Source organism: Jiangella alkaliphila, from assembly GCF_900105925.1.
GTDB classification, from domain to species: domain Bacteria; phylum Actinomycetota; class Actinomycetes; order Jiangellales; family Jiangellaceae; genus Jiangella; species Jiangella alkaliphila.
The window spans coordinates 1854920-1872041 of the sequence record NZ_LT629791.1; the positions used below are offsets into that span (position 1 = coordinate 1854920).

Sequence of the window (17122 nt, forward strand, 5' to 3'; positions counted from 1 at the left end):
GACTGCCCGGGCGTGTCCACTCGAATGCGGTCGCGCCGGGCGTCAGCTGTCGCGGAGGACGTCCTCGGCGTCGGCGATCTGGTAGGCGTAGCCCTGCTCGGCGAGGAAGCGCTGGCGGTGCTGGGCGTAGTCCTGGTCGACGGTGTCGCGGACGATCACCGAGTAGAACCGGGCCGTGCGGCCGTCGGACTTGGGCCGCAGGATGCGGCCGAGCCGCTGCGCCTCCTCCTGCCGCGAGCCGAACGTGCCGGACACCTGGATGGCGACGCTCGCCTCGGGCAGGTCGATGGAGAAGTTCGCCACCTTGCTGACCACCAGCGTGCGGATCTCGCCGGTGCGGAAGCCGTCGAACAGCCGCTGCCGCTCGCGCACCGTCGTCTCGCCCTTGACCACGGGGGCGCCGAGGCGCTCGCCGAGCTCGTCGAGCTGCTCGATGTACTGGCCGATGACCAGCGTCGGCTCGCCGGCATGCCGCTTCACCAGGCCCTCGACGACGCGGGTCTTGGCGTTGGTGCACGACGCCAGCCGGTAGCGCTCGTCGGGCTCGGCGGTGGCGTAGGCGAGCCGCTCGCCGTCGGACAGGGTGACGCGCACCTCGACGCAGTCGGCGGGGGCGATCCAGCCCTGGTTCTCGATCTCCTTCCAGGGCGCGTCGTAGCGCTTCGGGCCGATCAGCGTGAAGACGTCGTCCTCGCGGCCGTCCTCGCGCACCAGCGTGGCCGTCAGCCCGAGCCGGCGGCGCGCCTGCAGGTTCGCCGTCATGCGGAAGATCGGCGCCGGTAGCAGGTGCACCTCGTCGTAGACGACGAGGCCCCAGTCGCGGGCGTCGAGCAGCTCGAGATGCGGGTAGACGCCCTTCCGCCGGGTGGTCAGCACCTGGTACGTCGCGATGGTGACCGGGCGGACCTCCTTCTTCGCGCCGGAGTACTCGCCGATCTCGTCCTCGGTGAGGCTGGTGCGCTTGACCAGCTCGTCCTTCCACTGCCGGGCCGCGACGGTGTTCGTCACCAGGATCAGCGTGGTGGCGCCGGCCCGCGCCATGGCGGCCGCGCCGACCAGGGTCTTGCCAGCGCCGCAGGGCAGCACGACCACGCCGGAGCCGCCGTGCCAGAAGCCGTCGACGGCGTCGCGCTGGTACGGCCGCAGCGTCCAGCCGTCCTCGGCCAGCGCGATGGCGTGCGCCTCGCCGTCGACGTAGCCGGCGGTGTCCTCGGCCGGCCAGCCCAGCTTGACCAGCGCCTGCTTGAGGTTGCCGCGCTCGGACGCGTGGACGACGACGGTGTCGGGGTCGAGCCGGTTGCCGACCAGCGGGGCGACACGCTTGGACCGCAGCACCTCCTCGAGCACGGCGCGGTCGGTGGTGACCAGTACCAGCCCGTGCACCGGGTGGCTCTCGAGCCGGAGCCGGCCGTACCGGGCCATCGTCTCGGCGACGTCGACCAGCAGCGCGTGGGGCACGGGGTAGCGGGAGTACTTGAGCAGGGTGTCGACGACCTGCTCGGCGTCGTGACCGGCGGCCCGGGCGTTCCACAGGCCGAGCGGCGTCAGACGGTAGGTGTGGACGTGTTCGGGTGCCCGCTCCAGCTCGGCGAACGGCGCGATGGTGCGGCGGCAGTCGTCGGCGAGGTCGTGGTCGACCTCGAGGAGCAGGGTCTTGTCACTCTGGACGATCAGGGGTCCGTCGTTCACCGCACCATTGTCCCGTACGGTCGGCCTGTCGAGAACCGTGCATACCGACGACGACTGGGGGCCGGAGGCTCCCACGAGTTGTCGGTCGGCTATGGACGGCCGAGGCGCGGGGTCTGCGCGTGTGCGAGCGGCGCATGCACGGGGCGAGACGTAGGGGTGTGATGGTGAGCGAAATGGTGGAACGCGTCACCGAGATCGACGACGAGCTGGTGTCGTGGCTGCTGACCTGCTGGGTCGACGTGTCGAACGCGGGCGGCGCCGTCGGCTTCCTGCCGCCGGTCGACGCGGACGAGGTGCGGCCGGCGCTGGACGACCACCTCGCCGAGCTCGCCGGCGGCGCCGGATTCCTCGCCGTGCTGCGGGTCGACGGCGAGCGGGCCGGGTTCGCGTTCGTCATCGGTTCCACCCGGCCGCTGTTCCGGCACTGGGCGACGGTGCTGCGGCTGCAGGTCCATCCGCGGTTCCAGGGCCGCGGCGCCGGCCGGGCGCTGCTCGACGGCGTGGCCGACCTCGCCCGCGCCGACGGCCTGGAGTTCCTGCACCTCACGTACCGCGACGGGCTCGGGCTGGGCCGGTTCTACGAGTCCTGCGGCTACGTCGAGGTGGGCCGCAACCCCGGCTCGATCCGGGTCGCGCCGGGTGACGACCGCGACAGCGTGCTCATGCAGCGGAAGCTGTGAATCCAGACATGCCGGACGCGCCGGGAACCGCGGGTGCCTCGGCGGGAGTTCGACTCGTGAGGCACAATGTCCGGCGACCCATCGGCAGCACGTCCCGAATCCGGTGAAGGAGGCAGGCCCGCGCAGGGGCACGCGCGCGGCGGCGGCATCGATGAGCAGCGACGAGACGGTCGGCCGACGAGCTCGGGGGCGGCGCAACAGCGTCAGCCCGGCCGAGTATCGCCGTTTTCTGCGCCAGGTCGGCGTCGGTGCACTGGTCCCCGGTGTCGGGCTGATCTCGGCCGGGCGCAAGAAGCTGGGCTGGACTGTCCTGACGCTGTTCCTCCTGCTGGCCGCGGGCGCGGCGGTCTACGTCGTCCGCAGCGGCATCAGCGGCCTGGTCGACGACGGCACCGACACCGACACACTGAACCTCATCACCGGCGTGCTCGCGGCCGTCGCCGTGGTCTGGCTGCTCACCGCGCTGGTCAGCCTGTACCTGCTGCAGCCGCGCGGGCTGAAGGCGCCGCAGCGGCTGCTCTCGGCGCTGGTCGTCGTGGTGGTCGCGTCGCTGGTGGTCGCCCCGCTCAGCATCGGCAGCCGGTACGCCTACACGCAGCGCGGCTTCATCGGCAACGTCTTCGCCGACGACGACTCCCACAGCCTCACCCGCCCGGACAGCTCGGACGAGGACCCGTGGGCCGGCCAGCAGCGGGTCAACGTGCTCATCCTCGGCTCCGACAGCGGGCCGGGCCGCGAGGACACCCGCACCGACACCGTCATGGTCGCCAGCATCAACACCGAGACCGGCGACACCGCGCTGTTCTCGCTGCCGCGCAACCTGCTCAACCTGCCGATGCCGCCGGACACCCCGCTGGCCGAGGCCTACCCCGACGGCTACATGGGGCCCCAGGACGACGCCTACTACTGGCTCTCCGCGGTCTACCGGTTCGTGCCGCACGAGTTCCCCGAGTTCTTCGAGGGCGTCGCCGACCCCGGCGCCGAGGCGGCCAAGCTCATCGTCGGCGAGGCGCTCGGGCTGGACATCCACTACTACGTCATGGTCAACCTGCGCGGGTTCCAGTACCTGGTCGACGCGTTCGGCGGCATCGACATCGACGTCCCGTACCGCATCCCGATCGGGACCAAGGAGCAGTTCGGCGCCTGCACCGAGCCGACGGGCTGGATCGAGCCGGGCGAGAACCAGCACCTCGGCGGCTACCAGGCGCTCTGGTTCGCCCGCGCCCGCTGCGGCCCCGGCCCGGTCTCCGATGACTACGAGCGCATGCGGCGGCAGCGCTGCGTCATCGGCGCCATCGCCGAGCAGGCCGATCCGGTGACGTTGCTGCGCCGCTACCAGCAGCTCGCGTCGGCGGCCGAGAACACCATGTCCACCGACATCACCGAGTCGCGGCTGTCCGACTTCGCCGAGCTGGCGCTGAAGGTGCAGGACGCCGGCGGCCTGCGCAGCCTGCCGTTCACCAACGACATCATCGAGTACCACGACCCCGACTACGACGTCATCCGCGAGTACGTCCAGCAGTCGCTCGACCCGGCCCCGACACCGCCGCCCAGCGCGACCGAGGAGCCGGCAGGGGGCACGACCGAGGACCCGGCCGAGGAGGCTCCCACGGAGGAGCCGACCGAGGAGGCTCCCGCCGACGACCCGACCGAGGAAGAGGCACCGCCGGACGAGGCCGCGCCGCCGGCCGAGCCCGGTGAGGGCGAGACGCCGGGCGCGACCGAGACCCCGAGCGACGCCGACGGCGCCGTCAACGTCGACGACGTCTGCTGACCCGGGAGAGACACACCCCGCGGGCGTCAGACGAGGTGGACCTCGACGCCCGCGGTGCGCAGGGCGGCCAGCTCGTCCTCGGGCGCACTGGGGTCGGTGACCAGCACGCCGACCTGGTCGACGTCGCAGATGCGGGCGAACGCGCGGCGGCCGATCTTGTCGCCGGTGCCCACGACGACCACGCGGCTGGCTCGCTGCACCATGAGCGCGTTGATGCCGGCCTCGCCGACGTGCCGGCAGGAGGCGCCGCCGTCCGCCGTCAACCCGTCGATGCCGAGGATGAGGACGTCCAGCCACAGCTCGTTGAGGACCAGCGTGGCCAGCGGCCCGGTCATCTCGTAGGACTGCGGCCGGGCCACGCCGCCGAGCGAGACGGTGCGGATGTGCGGGCGCAGCACCATCTCCGTCGCGATGTTCAGCGCGTTGGTGACGACGGTCAGCGCGTGCTCGCCTGAGTGCGTGCCGTGCTCGATGCGGGCGGCCAGCCGGCGGGCCGTCGCCGACGTCGTCGTGCCGCCGTTGAACCCGACCACCATGCCGGGCTCGACGAGGTCGGCGGCCAGCGCGGCGATGCGCTCCTTGGGGTCGCTGCCCGACGACGCGCGGTAGCGGGCCGGCAGGTCGTAGGCGACGGCGGTGGCCAGGACGCCGCCGTGGGTGCGGGTGACCAGCTGCTGGCGGGCCAGCTCGGTGAAGTCGCGGCGGACGGTCGCCTCGGAGACCGACAGCGCCGACGCGGTCTCGGTGACGCTGAGCCGGCCGCGCTCGGCGAGCAGGTCGAGCATCTGCCGCCAGCGCCGCGCGCGGTCGGGCGCCTGCCCGTCCAGGTCGGCGCCGGCCTCACCGGCCGGCTGCTCGGTCACGACGGCGTCCCCCTCACTTGACCGCCCCGGCGGTCAACCCCGCCACCAGTCTCTTCTCGATCAGCGCGAACAGCACGACCACCGGCACGATACCGACGATCGACACGCCGAACACATACTGCCAGGCCGACTCGTACTGGCCGACGAACTTGGTCAGCGCCACCGACAGCGGCTGGTTCTCCGCCGTCGTCAGGATGACGAGGCTGGCGGCGAACTCGTTCCAGCAGGCGACGAACGTGAAGATGATCGCGGTGACCACGCCGGGCCAGACCAGCGGCAGCGTCACCCGGCGCAGGATCTGCAGCCGCGACGCGCCGTCCAGCGCGGCCGCCTCGTCCAGCTCGCGCGGGATCGCGGCGAAGAAGCTGTGCATGATCCAGACCGCGAAGGACAGGTTGAACGCGCTGTTGACCAGGATCATCGCCAGCCAGGTGTCGTTGATGCCGAGCGTGACGAACTGCCGGAACAGCCCGGTGGCCAGCACCGTCGGCTGCAGCATCTGCGTCATCAGCACCAGCAGCAGGAACACCAGCCGGCCGGGGAACCGGTGCCGCGCGGTGTAGTACGCGGCCGGCGCGGCGACGACCAGCACCAGCAGCGTCGCGCAGACCGCGATCACGATCGTCGACACCAGGTTGTACGGCAGCGGCGTCTCGGGCGTGGACCACATGTTGACGTAGTTCGACGGGTGCCACTCCTGCGGCAGGTACGTCGGCGGGACCTGCAGGATCTCCGACCGCGACTTGAACGACCCTATCAGCATGATCAGGTACGGCAGCACGAAGACCAGCGCGATGAGGGCGCCGGCGACGGCCATCAGCGGCCGGCGGGCTCCCCGGGGGCGCCGGGCGCCTCGCGCGCCTCGGGTGCGGACGGCGGCGGACACGGCTAGTCCTCCCTCATGGGCTTGACGACCTTCAGGTACACGAGGATCACCGCGAGCACGATGAGGAAGTTGACGATGCTCAGCGCGCTGGCGGTGTCGATCTGCCGGTCCGCCCGGATGAACTTGAAGATCAGCGTGGTGGTCGTGTCGGCGTCGTAGCCGGGGATCGAGCCGGTGATCACCTGCAGGATCGGCAGCGAGTTGAACACGTTGATGATGTTGATGATCGTGGCGACGGCGAGCGCGGGGCGCAGCAGCGGCAGGATGATCCGCCGGTAGGTCGCCCACGGCCCGGCGCCGTCCATGGCCGCCGCCTCGCGCACGTCAGGCGGGATCGTCTGCAGCCCGGCCAGCAGCGTGTACGTCGTGAACGGCAGCGACACGAACACCGCGATGCCCATGGCCGTGAGGAACGCCGGCACCGCGTTGCGGGTGAACCCGTACGGCTGGTCGAGCAGCCCGACGTCCACGAGGAACGCGTTGATGATGCCGTAGAACGGGTCCAGCCCGTAGTAGACGACGGTGGTGGTCATGACGACGCTGGCCGCCCACGGCACGATGATCGTGAGCCGGACGAACCGGCGGCCAGGGAACGCCTTGTCCAGGAACTGCGCCAGCGCGAGCGAGATCAGCACCGTCACCACAACCACGCCGACCACCCAGACGACGGTGTTCAGCAGCACCCGCGGCAGCGCGGTGAACTCCAGCAGCCGCGCGTAGTTGTCGAGGCCGGCCGAGCCGTTGTCGACGCCGAACTGGCTCAGGTCGCGAAACGACGTCCACGCCATGTAGCCGGCCGGGAAGAACACCACGCCGGCGACGAGGACCAGCGTCGGCCCGAGCCACGGAAGGGCCCGGGCCGTCGCGGTCCAGCGTGCCGGGCGACCGCCCGTCGTCATGCGTCGTCGGCGCTGGCCTGGATCTGCTGCATGACCGTTGCGGCGTCCTGGGTTTGGATCTGGCCGACCAGGGTCTGCAGCGCACCCTGCGTGGCCGCCCACGCCTCGTTGGTGCTCGGGTAGAACTGCGCGTCGGGCAGCACCTCGAGGAAGTCGGCGAACCGCTCCGCGTTGGCGGTGCCCTCGGCGCCGGACATCGTGGTGGGCAGGAAGCCCTCGGTGTCGACGAAGCTCAGGTACACCTCGGAGCTGAAGAAGTGGTCGAGGAAGGCCCGGATCGCGTCCTGCTTGTCATCGTCGTTCCGGAACGCCATCAGGTGGTCGGCGACGCCGAGCGTCACCGGCGAGCCGTCCTGCGTGGGCACCGGCGCGATGCCGTAGTTCAGCGCCGGGTTGCGCTCCTCGATCTGCCCGATGGTCGGCGGCAAGCCGACCGCCATCGCGATGCTGCCCTGGATGAAGACGTCCAGCATCGGCGTGCGGTCGGTGGCGCCCGGGTCGGGCTGGGTGGCGCCCTCGTCGATCATCCGCTTCATGAACTCGACGGCCGCGAGGTTCTCCGGGGTGTCGACGGTGATGGCGTCGCCGTCGGTCCACGACCCGCCGCCGCCGAACGTCCAGATGGAGGTCTCGGCCTGCGCTTCCTCGCTGCCCAGCGGCATGCCGTAGCCGTAGACGCCGGTGCCCAGCGCGGCGATGGCGGTGCCCGCGGCCAGCAGGTCGTCCCAGGTGGCCGGCGGCTCGGTGATGCCGGCCTGGGCGAGCACGTCCTCGTTGTAGAACAGCGCCCGGGCCGACGCGATCATCGGCAGGCCGTAGACGGTGCCGTCGAGCGAGGCGTTCTCGACGAAGGACTCCTGGAAGTCGGCGAAGGTCTCCTCGGAGACGATGTCCTCGGCCGGGTAGAGCAGGTCGTCCTTGGCGAAGCCGCTGAACGCGTCGATGTTGAGGATGTCGGGCGCTTGGCCCGCCTGCACCTTGGTGCGGATGACGTCGTTGATGTTGTCCCACGACTGCACCTCGAGATTGACGGTGACGTCGGGGTTGTCCTCCTCGAACGAGGCGATGATCTCGTCCCACAGCGCCGTCGTGCCGTCGCTGTACTGCGGAACCAGCAGGTCGAGGGTGGTCGAGCCGCCCTCCTCGGTCCCGCCGCCGTTGTCGTCGTCGCCGCCGAACCCGCACGCCGTGAGCGTGAGTCCCGCTGCCACCGTTGCCGCCGTCAAGGACACCAGTCGTCTCATGTCCGCCCTCCAGCTCCGCTCACGCGATGATTGTTTGTATGCGTTTCAAGCACGTTTCGCGCACAATCTGTCGATGCGGGTCACCATCGTGGCGGCCGCGACAGACCGTGTCAACAGGTCGTGACTCGACTGCAACCTTGATCGTATGTGACGGCGAGCGACCGAGTCTGAGCGATTGAGGCATGATTCGATCGATATGATGCATGCGGTCCGGGCCGCACGAGAGGGGACACACATCGATGACCGAACACGTCAGGGCGGAGATCGCCAGTCAGCCGGCCTGCTGGATCCGCGCCGCCGGCCTGCTCGACGGCGTCCGCGGAGTGCTCCCGGCGCCGGGCGAGCGGGTCGCCGTCGTCGGCTGCGGCACGTCGTGGTTCGTGGCCATGTCCTACGCGGCGCTGCGCGAGCAGGCCGGCCACGGTGAGACCGACGCCTTCGCCGCCTCCGAAGCGCCGATCGGCCGCGGTTACGACGCCATCGTCGCCATCACCCGGTCGGGCACGACCACCGAGGTGCTCGACCTGTTGGCGGCGGTCGCGGCCGCCGGCGCCGGTGCGCCACGCACCGTCGTGCTCACGGCGGTGGCCGGCTCACCGGCCGTCGACGCCGCGGATGCGGCCGTCGTACTCGACTTCGCCGACGAGCAGGCGGTCGTCCAGACCCGGTCGGCGACCAGCGTGCTGGCGCTGCTGCGCGCGCACCTCGGCCAGGACCTCGGGCCGGTCGTCGCGGACGCCGAGAAGGCGCTGGCCGAGCCGCTCGACGGCCTCACCGGCATCGAGCAGGCGACGTTCGTCGGCCGCGGCTGGACGGTCGGGCTGGCGCACGAGGCAGCGCTGAAGCTGCGCGAGTCGGCGCAGTTCTGGGCCGAGGCGTATCCCGCCATGGATTACCGCCACGGTCCCATCTCGATCGCCGAGCCGGGGCGGCTGGTCTGGTCGTTCGGGCCGCCGCCGGTGGGACTGGCCGACGAGGTCGAGGCGACCGGCGCGACGTTCGTCGCGAGCGAGCTCGATCCGCTGGCGCAGCTGGTGGTGGCGCAGCGGCTGGCGGTCGCGCTGGCCGAGTCCCGCGGCCTGGACGCCGACCGACCGCGGCACCTCACCCGCTCGGTCGTCCTGCCCGGTGCCTGACATGGCGCCGGACGGGTCCGGCGGGGCCGGGCCGGTGGTCGCCGTCGACATCGGCGGCACGTCGATCAAGGCCGGCGTGTTCGGCGCCGACGGCCGGCTCGGCCCGGTGGACCGGACGGCCACGCCGCCGGCCGGGACGGACGGGGCGCCGGTCATCGAGGCGGTCGAGGGGATCGTCCGCCGGCTCAGCGGCGGCGCGCCGCCGGCCGCGGTCGGTGTCGTGGTGCCGGGCATCATCGACGACGCGGCGGGGGTCGCGGTGCACGCCGAGAACCTCGGCTGGCACGACGTCGCGTTGCGCGACCTGCTGGCCACACGTCTGGGCTGCCCCGTCGCGGTGGGTCACGACGTGCGGGCCGGCGGGCTGGCCGAGCACCGGGCCGGCGCGCTGCGCGGGGCGGTGAACGGCGCGTTCCTGCCGGTCGGGACCGGCATCGCGGCAGCGCTGGTCCTCGACGGCCGGGTGTTCGCCGCCGACGGCTATGCCGGCGAGATCGGCCACGTCGACGTCGGGCACTCGCTGGAGTGCGCGTGCGGCGGGCGCGGCTGTCTGGAGGCGATCGCGTCCGCCGCGGCCGTCGCCCGCCGCTACGCCGTCGCGACCGGCACCCCGGTCGCCGGCAGCCGCGACGTCGCCGAGCTGGTCCGCCGCGGCGACCCCGCCGCGGTCGCCGTCTGGGACGACGCGCTCGACGCGTTGGCGTACGGGTTGTCGCTGCTCACCGGCGTGGTGGCGCCGACGGTCGTGGCGATCGGGGGTGGGCTGGGGGAGTCGCCCGACCTCGTGCTGCGGCCGCTGGCCGGACGCCTGGCCGCGCGGCTGACGTTCCAGCGGCCGCCCCGCATCGTCGCCGCCGAGCTCGGCGACCGCGCCGGCTGCGTCGGCGCCGGCCTGCTGGCCCGGGAGCTGGTCACGTGACCCGCGTCGTGTGTGTCACGCCGAACCCGGCGGTCGACGTCACCTATCGGGTGCCGGAGCTGATCCCCGGCGCCAGTCACCGAGTGGCCGACGGGCTGGAACGGGCCGGGGGAAAGGGCGTCAACGTCGCCCGGGTGCTGCGGGCGATCGGCGTCCCGGCGGTCGTCGTCGCGCCGGTGGGCGGGCCGGGCGGCCGGTGGCTGGCCGAGACGCTCGCTGACGGCGGGCTTGCGACGCGGGCGGTGCCGGTCGCCGCCGAGACCCGCCGCACCGTCACCGTCGTCGACGACTCCGGCGCGGCCACCGCGTTCAACGAGCCCGGCCGCCCGCTCACGAGCGGCGAATGGTCCGCCGTCGTGGCGGCAGTGACGGAGGAGCTGGCCGGCGCCTCCGCACTGGTGGTCTCCGGCAGCCTGCCCGAAGGCGCGCCGGACGACCTGCTGCCGCGGCTCGTCGCGGCCGCCCATGCCGCCGGGGTCCCGGCGGTCGCCGACACCTCCGGGCCGGCCCTGCTGTCCGCGGCCGAGGCCGGTCCGGCGCTGCTCAAGCCGAACGCCGAGGAGCTCGCGGCCGCCGTTCCGGGCGACGTTGTCGAGGCGGCCGGCCGGCTGCTCGCCCTCGGCGCCGGCCGCGTCGTCGTCTCCCAGGGCGCCGACGGCCTGCTGGGCCTGACTGGCGACGGCGACACCTGGCGGGTGGCGGCCGTCCCCGGGGTCAGCGGCAACCCGACCGGCGCCGGTGACGCCACCGTGGCCGCCCTGGTCCGCGGCCTGGTCACCGGGGCGCCCTGGCCGGACGTCCTCGCCGACGCTGCCGCGCTCGGGGCGGCCGCCGTCCTCAGCGCGGCCGCCGGCGAGGTCGACCTCGCCGCCTACGCACGGTTCCTGCCCACTCTGCACGCGGAGCGAGTCGCATGACGCTGACCTTCCTGCCCACGCTGGACACGGAGCGAGTCCGATGACGCTGACCTCGATGACCACCCTGCTCGCCGACGCCGCCATCCGCCGGGGCGGCGTCGGCGCGTTCAACGTGATCCTGCTCGAGCACGCCGAAGGCCTGGTCGCCGGCGCGGAGCGGGCCGGCGCGCCGGTCGTGCTGCAGCTGAGCCAGAACTGCGTGCGCTACCACGGCGCCCTCCCGCCGATCGCCGCCGCGACGCTGGCGGTCGCCCGGGCGGCGGCGATCCCGGCCGTCGTGCACCTGGACCACGCCGAGGACCCCGCGCTCGTGCACGAGGCGGTCGAGCTGGGCATCGGCAGCGTCATGTTCGACGCGTCGGCGCTGCCGTACGAGGAGAACGTCGCCGCCACGCGCGCGGTCGTCGAGCACTGCCACGCCCGCGGGGTCGCCGTCGAGGCGGAGTTGGGCGAGGTGGGCGGCAAGGACGGCGTGCACGCGCCCGGCGTCCGCACCGACCCCGCCGAGGCGGCCGCCTTCGCCGCCGCGACCGGCGTCGACGCGCTCGCCGTCGCCGTCGGGACGTCGCACGCCATGCGCACCCGCGACGCCGTCGTCGACCACGAGCTGATCGCCGAGCTTCGCGCCGCCGTGCCGGTCCCGCTGGTGCTGCACGGCTCGTCCGGCGTGCCGGACGCCGAGCTGACCAGGGCCGTCGCCTCCGGCATGACGAAGGTGAACATCGCCACCCACCTCAACGCGGTGTTCACGGCCGCGGTCCGCGACCGGCTGGCCGGCGACCCGGGCCTGGTCGATCCGCGCCGCTACGTCGCCGCCGGCCGCGACGCGCTGGCCGCCGAGACGGCTCGGCTGCTGGGAGTGTTGCGCGCCTGACCGACGACCGGACGACCCTTGGCATTGTGCGTGAATCTGGCTATTCTCCGCTCAATTCGATCATAATCGATCGCCAGGAGCTGCCGATGGCCCCCCGTCCAGCGCGCCTCGTCCTGTCCGCCGCGGTCCTCGGCCCGCTCGCCGCGCTGTTCGTGAGCGCGGCGCCGGCGCCCGCCGAACCCGCCAACCCGGCGCCGGTCACCGTCCCCGCGATCCGGCAGTGGACCGGCGGCGACGGGACCTGGCAGCTGGTGCCCGGCTCGCGCATCGTCGTCGACCCGCGCGACAGCCGGGAGCTGCGCCCGCTCGCCCAGTTGCTCGCCGACGAGCTGGCCGGGCAGGAGGGCGTGCCGCGGCCGCGGGTCGTGAGCGCACCTGCCCGGCCGCACGACATCCGGCTCGACCTCGGCGGTGACCTGCCCGAGGAGGGCTACCGGATGGACGTCGGCGCCGCGGTCACCATCACCGCGGCCGCCCGCGACGGCGCGTTCTACGGCACCCGGACGCTGCTGCAGGCGCTGCGCAGCTCGGACACCGCCCGGACGGTCGCCCGCGGCACCGCCCTCGACTGGCCGACGTTCGCCGACCGCGGCCAGATGCTCGACGTCGGCCGCAAGTACTTCCCGGTCGACTACCTGAAGCAGCAGATCAGGCAGCAGGCGTGGTTCAAGCTCAACACGTTCCACCTGCACCTGTCCGACTGGAACGGGTACCGGGTCGAGAGCGAGCTGTACCCGGAGATCGTCTCGCCGGAGCACTACACCAAGGCCGAGCTGCGCGACCTCGAGGCGTACGCGGCGACCTACGGCGTCACGATCGTCCCGGAGATCGACCTGCCGGGGCACGCCGCCGCGATCAGCGTCGCCCGTCCCGACCTCGCGTTCCAGTGCGAGCCGATGTCGCGGCCGAACAACAGCTGGGAGGGCTCGGACCGCGGCGGCTGGACGCTGGACTACACCGACCCGGCGATGCGGGAGTTCTCCCGCAACCTGGTCGCCGAGGTCGCGGCGATCTTCGACAGCCCGTACGTGCACATCGGCACCGACGAGGTCCCGCTGCGGCCGGCGCAGGAGGCGTGCCCGGAGCTGGTCGCGTACCAGCGCGAGCGCGGCTACCCGTACGTCGGCGACGTGCTGGTCGAGTACATCAACGAGCTGGACGAGGTGGTCCACGCCGCCGGCAAGACCACCCAGCTGTGGCAGTGGTGGGACTTCCAGCAGCCGACCAGCATCGACCCGCCCACGCGCGTCGTCGTCAACGAGTGGCTGAGCCCGCCGGCCGGCCGCGTCGCGCAGGGCTACCGGACGATCGGCGTGCAGGACGGCCCGCTCTACGTGAGTCCCGGCTTCGGCGCGGCGCCCGGCTCGTACGGGTTCTTCGACGTGCGGACGACCTATCGCGACTACCCGTTCGAGGCGCTCGACGGCGTGCTCGGCTACCACGTCGCCCGCTGGTCCGACCGGACGCAGCAGTTCGCGATCGGCTGGGTCGACTACTTCGCCCGGCGCCCGCTCGCCGTCGTCGCCGACCGCACGTGGGCCGCGCCCGGCGGCGACGTCCGGCCGTTCCTCGACCGGTTCGACCGCGTGGGCGACGCCAACCCGGTCGGCACCCCGGACCCGGGCGACCTGGCGTCGCAGATCGGCGCGAACACCGGCCTGCTGAGCCAGGCCGGCTGGACGGCGTCAGCGTCGGACGAGGAGACCGCCGGCGAGAACGGCCGGGCCGCGAACGCCGTCGACAACGACCCGTACACGCACTGGCACAGCCGCTACGACGCACCGCTGCCGCACCGGCTCGACGTCGACCTCGGCGCTGTGCAGTCCGTCGCCGGGGTGCGGTACATGCCGCGCCAGGACGGTGGCGTCAACGGCAAGATCCGCGACTTCGAGGTGCTGGTGTCGGCGGACGGGTCGGACTGGCGGACGGTCGCGAGCGGCACGTTCGCCGAGGACCGGACCGAGTTCATCGTCCCGTTCGAGGCGACCGAGGCCCGGTACGTCGCGCTGCGGGCGGCGTCGGAGTACGGCGGCACGAACCGGTTCGCCGCCGTGGCCGAGCTCGACGTCGTCCGGGCCCGGTGACCGGGGTGCGCCGCATCGCGGTCGTCCTCGCCCTGGTGGGGTCGTCGCTGCTGCCGGCCGGGGGCGCCGCCGGGGCAGAACCCGGGTATGCGGCGGCGGACTGGAGTGTGCGGCCGGCCGTCGAGGCGGCTCGGCGGCTGCTGCCCGACCACGTGCGGCGGATCCGGTTCGTCGCCGAGCAGCCCGGTCCGGATGGCGGCGACCACTACCGGATCGGCGCCCGGAACGGCCTGGTCGAGATCGGCGGCACCAGCCCGGCCGTGCTGCTGACCGGCCTGCACGCGTACCTCGGCGAGGTCGCCGACGCGAACGTCTCGTGGACCGGCGAGCAGCTGGACCTGCCGTCCCGGCTGCCGCTGCCGGACGAGGAGATCGTCCGGCCGGCCACCGTCACGCACCGCTTCGCGCTCAACGACACCGACGACGGCTACACCGGGCCGTACCGGGACTGGGCCGACTGGGAGCGGCTGATCGACGTGCTCGCGCTGCACGGCGTCAACGAGGTGTTCGTGCCGGTGGGCGCGGAGGCGGTGTACTACGACACGTTCCAGCGGTTCGGCTACACCGCCGACGAGCTGCGCGGCTGGATCCCGCCGCCGGCGCACCAGCCGTGGTGGCTGCTGCAGAACATGTGCTGCTTCCCGAGCCCGGTGTCGTCGTCGCTGATCGAGGAGCGGGCCGAGCTCGGCCGGCGGATCGCCGACCGGCTGCGGGAGCTGGGCATGACGCCGGTGCTGCCGGGCTACTTCGGCACCGTGCCGACGGGCTTCGAGGCGCGCAACCCGGGCGCGAAGGTCGTGCCGCAGGGCGACTGGGTCGGGTTCGAGCGGCCCGGCTGGCTGGACCCGACCGGCGCGCACTTCCCGCGCGTCGCGGCGGAGTTCTACCGCAGCTCGCGGGCCCGGTTCGGCGACTCCGCGATGTACAAGATGGACCTGCTGCACGAGGGCGGCACCGCCGGCGACGTCGACGTGGCCGCGGCCAGTGTGGCGGTCGAGGACGCGTTGCAGGCGGCGCACCCGGGGGCGATCTGGGCGATCCTCGGCTGGCAGAACAACCCGCGGCCCGAGACGCTGGCCGCCGTCGACACGTCCCGGATGCTGATCGTGGACGGGCTGTCCGACCGCTACGACGGGCTGGACCGCGAGGAGTCCTGGCAGGGCGCGCCGTATGCGTTCGGCTCGATCTGGAACTTCGGCGGGCACACGACGATGGGCGCCAACGCCGGCGTCTGGAACGAGCGGTTCTTCGCCTGGCGCGACCGGCCGGGCAGTGCGCTCGACGGCATCGCCGTCCTGCCCGAGGCGGGCGAGAACAACCCGGCCGCGCTGGACCTGCTGACGTCGCTGGCCTGGCGCGACTGCCCGGTCGACCTCGACGCGTGGTTCGCCGACTGGGCCGACCGGCGCTACGGCGCGCCGTCGGCGTCGGCGCGGGCGGCCTGGCAGGCGCTGGGCCGGACCGCGTACGCGATGCCGTCGGGCGGCTGGTCCGAGGCGCAGGACGGGCTGTTCGGGGCCGAGCCGAGCCTCATCGCCGACCGTGCCGCCGAGTGGTCGCCGAGCGAGCTGCGCTACGACGCGGCGGCGTTCGCGGCCGCGCTGCCGGCGCTGCTCGACGTGGCGCCGGAGCTGCGGTCGTCGTCGGCGTATGCGTACGACCTCGCCGACGTCGCGCGGCAGGCGCTGGCGAACCGCGGCCGGCTGCTGCTGCCGGCGCTGCGTTCCGCGTACGAGGCCGGCGACCTCGACGCGTTCCGCGCGCTGACCGAGGAGTGGATGACGCTGCTGGAGCTGGTCGACGAGGTGGCCGCGACGAACCCGCACTGGCTGCTCGGCCGCTGGCTGGCCGACGCGCGGTCGTGGGGCACCGACGCCGCGGAGTCGGACCGGCTGGAGCACGACGCGCGGACGCTGCTGTCGGTCTGGGGGACGCGTGCCGGTGCGGCGGCCGGACTGACGGACTACGCGAACCGCGAGTGGTCCGGCCTGGTGTCGACGTACTACGCGCCGCGGTGGCGGGCGTACTTCTCGTCGTTGGAGGCGGCCCTGGTGGAGGGGCGGGTGGCGGAGGCGATCGATTGGTACGAGTTCGGCGCGACCTGGGCCGCACGCACAGACTCGCTGCCGGTGACGCCGTCGGGTGATGTGCACGAGGTGGCCGGGCAGGTGCTGGAGCACCTGACGACGTCCCCGCTCGCGCTGACGGCGTCGGCTGAGGCGTCGCGACCCGTCGTCACGGCCGAGGCGCCGACGCGGGTGAACGTCACCGTCACGAACCCGAACGAGTTCGCCGCAGCGACCGACGTGGCCGTCGAGGTCGTGACGCCGGACGGGCTGACAGCGACCCCGGCCGGCCCCGTCGCGTCGCTGCCGCCCGGCGGATCGGCGACCGTGGAGGTCGAGGTCTCGGTGACGGCGCCGCCGGCGGACCTGGTGGTCCGGCTGCCGGTGCGGGTGACGGCGGACGGCGTACCGGCGGGCGGGGTTCCGGCCGGGTCGGTGCGGCTGCTGACTGACGACACCGTCGAGCCGCCGTACGCGACGGCGTCGTTCAACGAGGCGACGTTCGGGCAGCGCGGCGACCGGTTCGCGATCGCCGGCGGCGGTGGCGACCTGTGGGGCGGGACGAACGAGTTCGGCGCCGTCTACCGGGACGGCGCGCTGTCCGACGGCACCGCGGCCACCACGACCGTCTTCGCACAAGACCCGACCTGGCCGTGGGCGCGGGCAGGCCTGATCGCCCGCGACGACCTCGCCGTCCAGGGTTCGGCCGGGTACGCCAACATCGCCGTCACACCCGGCAACGGCTGCGTCTTCTCCTGGGACGCGAACGGGGACGGCCGCCTGGACTCGGTGCGTCAGGCGCCGGGGTTCACCGCGCCGGTGCACGTACGTCTGACCCGGCGCGGCTCGTCGTTCGCCGGCGAGTGCAGTTCTGACGGTTCGGCGTGGACCGAGGTCGGCTCCGCGGCGCTGCCGGCCGCTGCCGCAGTCGACGTCGGGGTGTTCATGAGCGCCGTGAACGTCGTCAGCGGCGCCACGGGACTCGTCGAGTTCGACGGGTTCCGGATCGAGCCGGTTTCGCCCCTTGCGGGCGGTTCCATGCTTGCTCGATAATGCTCGTTACTCGATTGAAAAGTGCAGTTTCGATCAGA

Annotated in this window: 13 protein-coding genes; 8 read left to right on the top strand and 5 right to left on the bottom strand. The window is 73.0% G+C overall.

Going from position 1 to position 17122, the window contains the following annotated elements; genetic code table 11:
* Positions 1-42: 42 nt before the first annotated feature.
* Positions 43-1689, bottom strand: a complete 1647-nt coding sequence (locus BLV05_RS08750) for a DNA repair helicase XPB (RefSeq protein WP_046771821.1) — start codon at positions 1687-1689, stop codon at positions 43-45.
* Positions 1690-1862: 173 nt separating this feature from the next.
* On the opposite strand from BLV05_RS08750, the gene BLV05_RS08755 reads away from it, so the two are divergent.
* On the top strand, positions 1863-2369 hold the full coding sequence (locus BLV05_RS08755; protein ID WP_046771820.1) for a GNAT family N-acetyltransferase: 507 nt from the start codon (positions 1863-1865) through the stop codon (positions 2367-2369).
* A 151-nt stretch (positions 2370-2520) separates the two neighbouring features.
* Positions 2521-4143, top strand: a complete 1623-nt coding sequence (locus BLV05_RS08760) for an LCP family protein (protein ID WP_152691010.1) — start codon at positions 2521-2523, stop codon at positions 4141-4143.
* Between the two features lie 26 nt (positions 4144-4169).
* On the opposite strand, the gene BLV05_RS08765 is transcribed toward BLV05_RS08760, so the two are convergent.
* From BLV05_RS08765 to BLV05_RS08780, 4 genes are all read right to left on the bottom strand, one after another.
* Entirely contained in the window at positions 4170-5006 is an 837-nt protein-coding gene (locus BLV05_RS08765; RefSeq protein WP_231948784.1) for a DeoR/GlpR family DNA-binding transcription regulator, read from the bottom strand.
* Between the two features lie 13 nt (positions 5007-5019).
* Positions 5020-5823 (bottom strand): carbohydrate ABC transporter permease, encoded by an 804-nt coding sequence (locus tag BLV05_RS08770; protein WP_046771819.1) that lies wholly within the window; start codon positions 5821-5823, stop codon positions 5020-5022.
* A gap of 71 nt (positions 5824-5894) precedes the next feature.
* Complete coding sequence (locus BLV05_RS08775; RefSeq protein WP_046771818.1) at positions 5895-6791, bottom strand: carbohydrate ABC transporter permease; 897 nt, start codon at positions 6789-6791, stop codon at positions 5895-5897.
* Complete coding sequence (locus BLV05_RS08780) at positions 6788-8035, bottom strand: extracellular solute-binding protein (protein WP_046771817.1); 1248 nt, start codon at positions 8033-8035, stop codon at positions 6788-6790. The genes BLV05_RS08775 and BLV05_RS08780 overlap by 4 nt, the downstream gene beginning before the upstream one ends.
* Positions 8036-8274: 239 nt before the next feature.
* On the opposite strand from BLV05_RS08780, the gene BLV05_RS08785 reads away from it, so the two are divergent.
* The 6 genes from BLV05_RS08785 (at position 8275) to BLV05_RS08810 (ending at position 17084) form a co-directional block, all read left to right on the top strand.
* Positions 8275-9171 carry an SIS domain-containing protein gene (locus tag BLV05_RS08785; RefSeq protein ID WP_046771816.1) on the top strand — a complete coding sequence of 299 codons (897 nt, stop codon included), beginning with the start codon at positions 8275-8277 and terminating at the stop codon, positions 9169-9171.
* A gap of 1 nt (position 9172) precedes the next feature.
* A complete protein-coding gene (locus BLV05_RS08790) occupies positions 9173-10090 on the top strand; it encodes an ROK family protein (RefSeq protein ID WP_046771815.1) in 918 nt (305 codons plus the stop codon).
* Positions 10087-11007: a 1-phosphofructokinase family hexose kinase gene (locus BLV05_RS08795; protein WP_046771814.1), complete on the top strand. Its 921-nt coding sequence runs from the start codon at positions 10087-10089 to the stop codon at positions 11005-11007. Before BLV05_RS08790 ends, BLV05_RS08795 begins: the two co-directional genes overlap by 4 nt.
* Positions 11008-11047: 40 nt before the next feature.
* On the top strand, positions 11048-11881 hold the full coding sequence (locus tag BLV05_RS08800) for a class II fructose-bisphosphate aldolase (protein WP_046771813.1): 834 nt from the start codon (positions 11048-11050) through the stop codon (positions 11879-11881).
* An 86-nt stretch (positions 11882-11967) separates the two neighbouring features.
* The gene (locus BLV05_RS08805; protein ID WP_082155682.1) at positions 11968-13965 is read left to right on the top strand and encodes a family 20 glycosylhydrolase; all 1998 of its coding nucleotides are present in this window, start codon (positions 11968-11970) and stop codon (positions 13963-13965) included.
* A gap of 5 nt (positions 13966-13970) precedes the next feature.
* Positions 13971-17084, top strand: coding sequence for an alpha-N-acetylglucosaminidase (locus BLV05_RS08810; protein ID WP_082155686.1), 3114 nt, complete (start codon positions 13971-13973; stop codon positions 17082-17084).
* Positions 17085-17122: the final 38 nt, after the last annotated feature.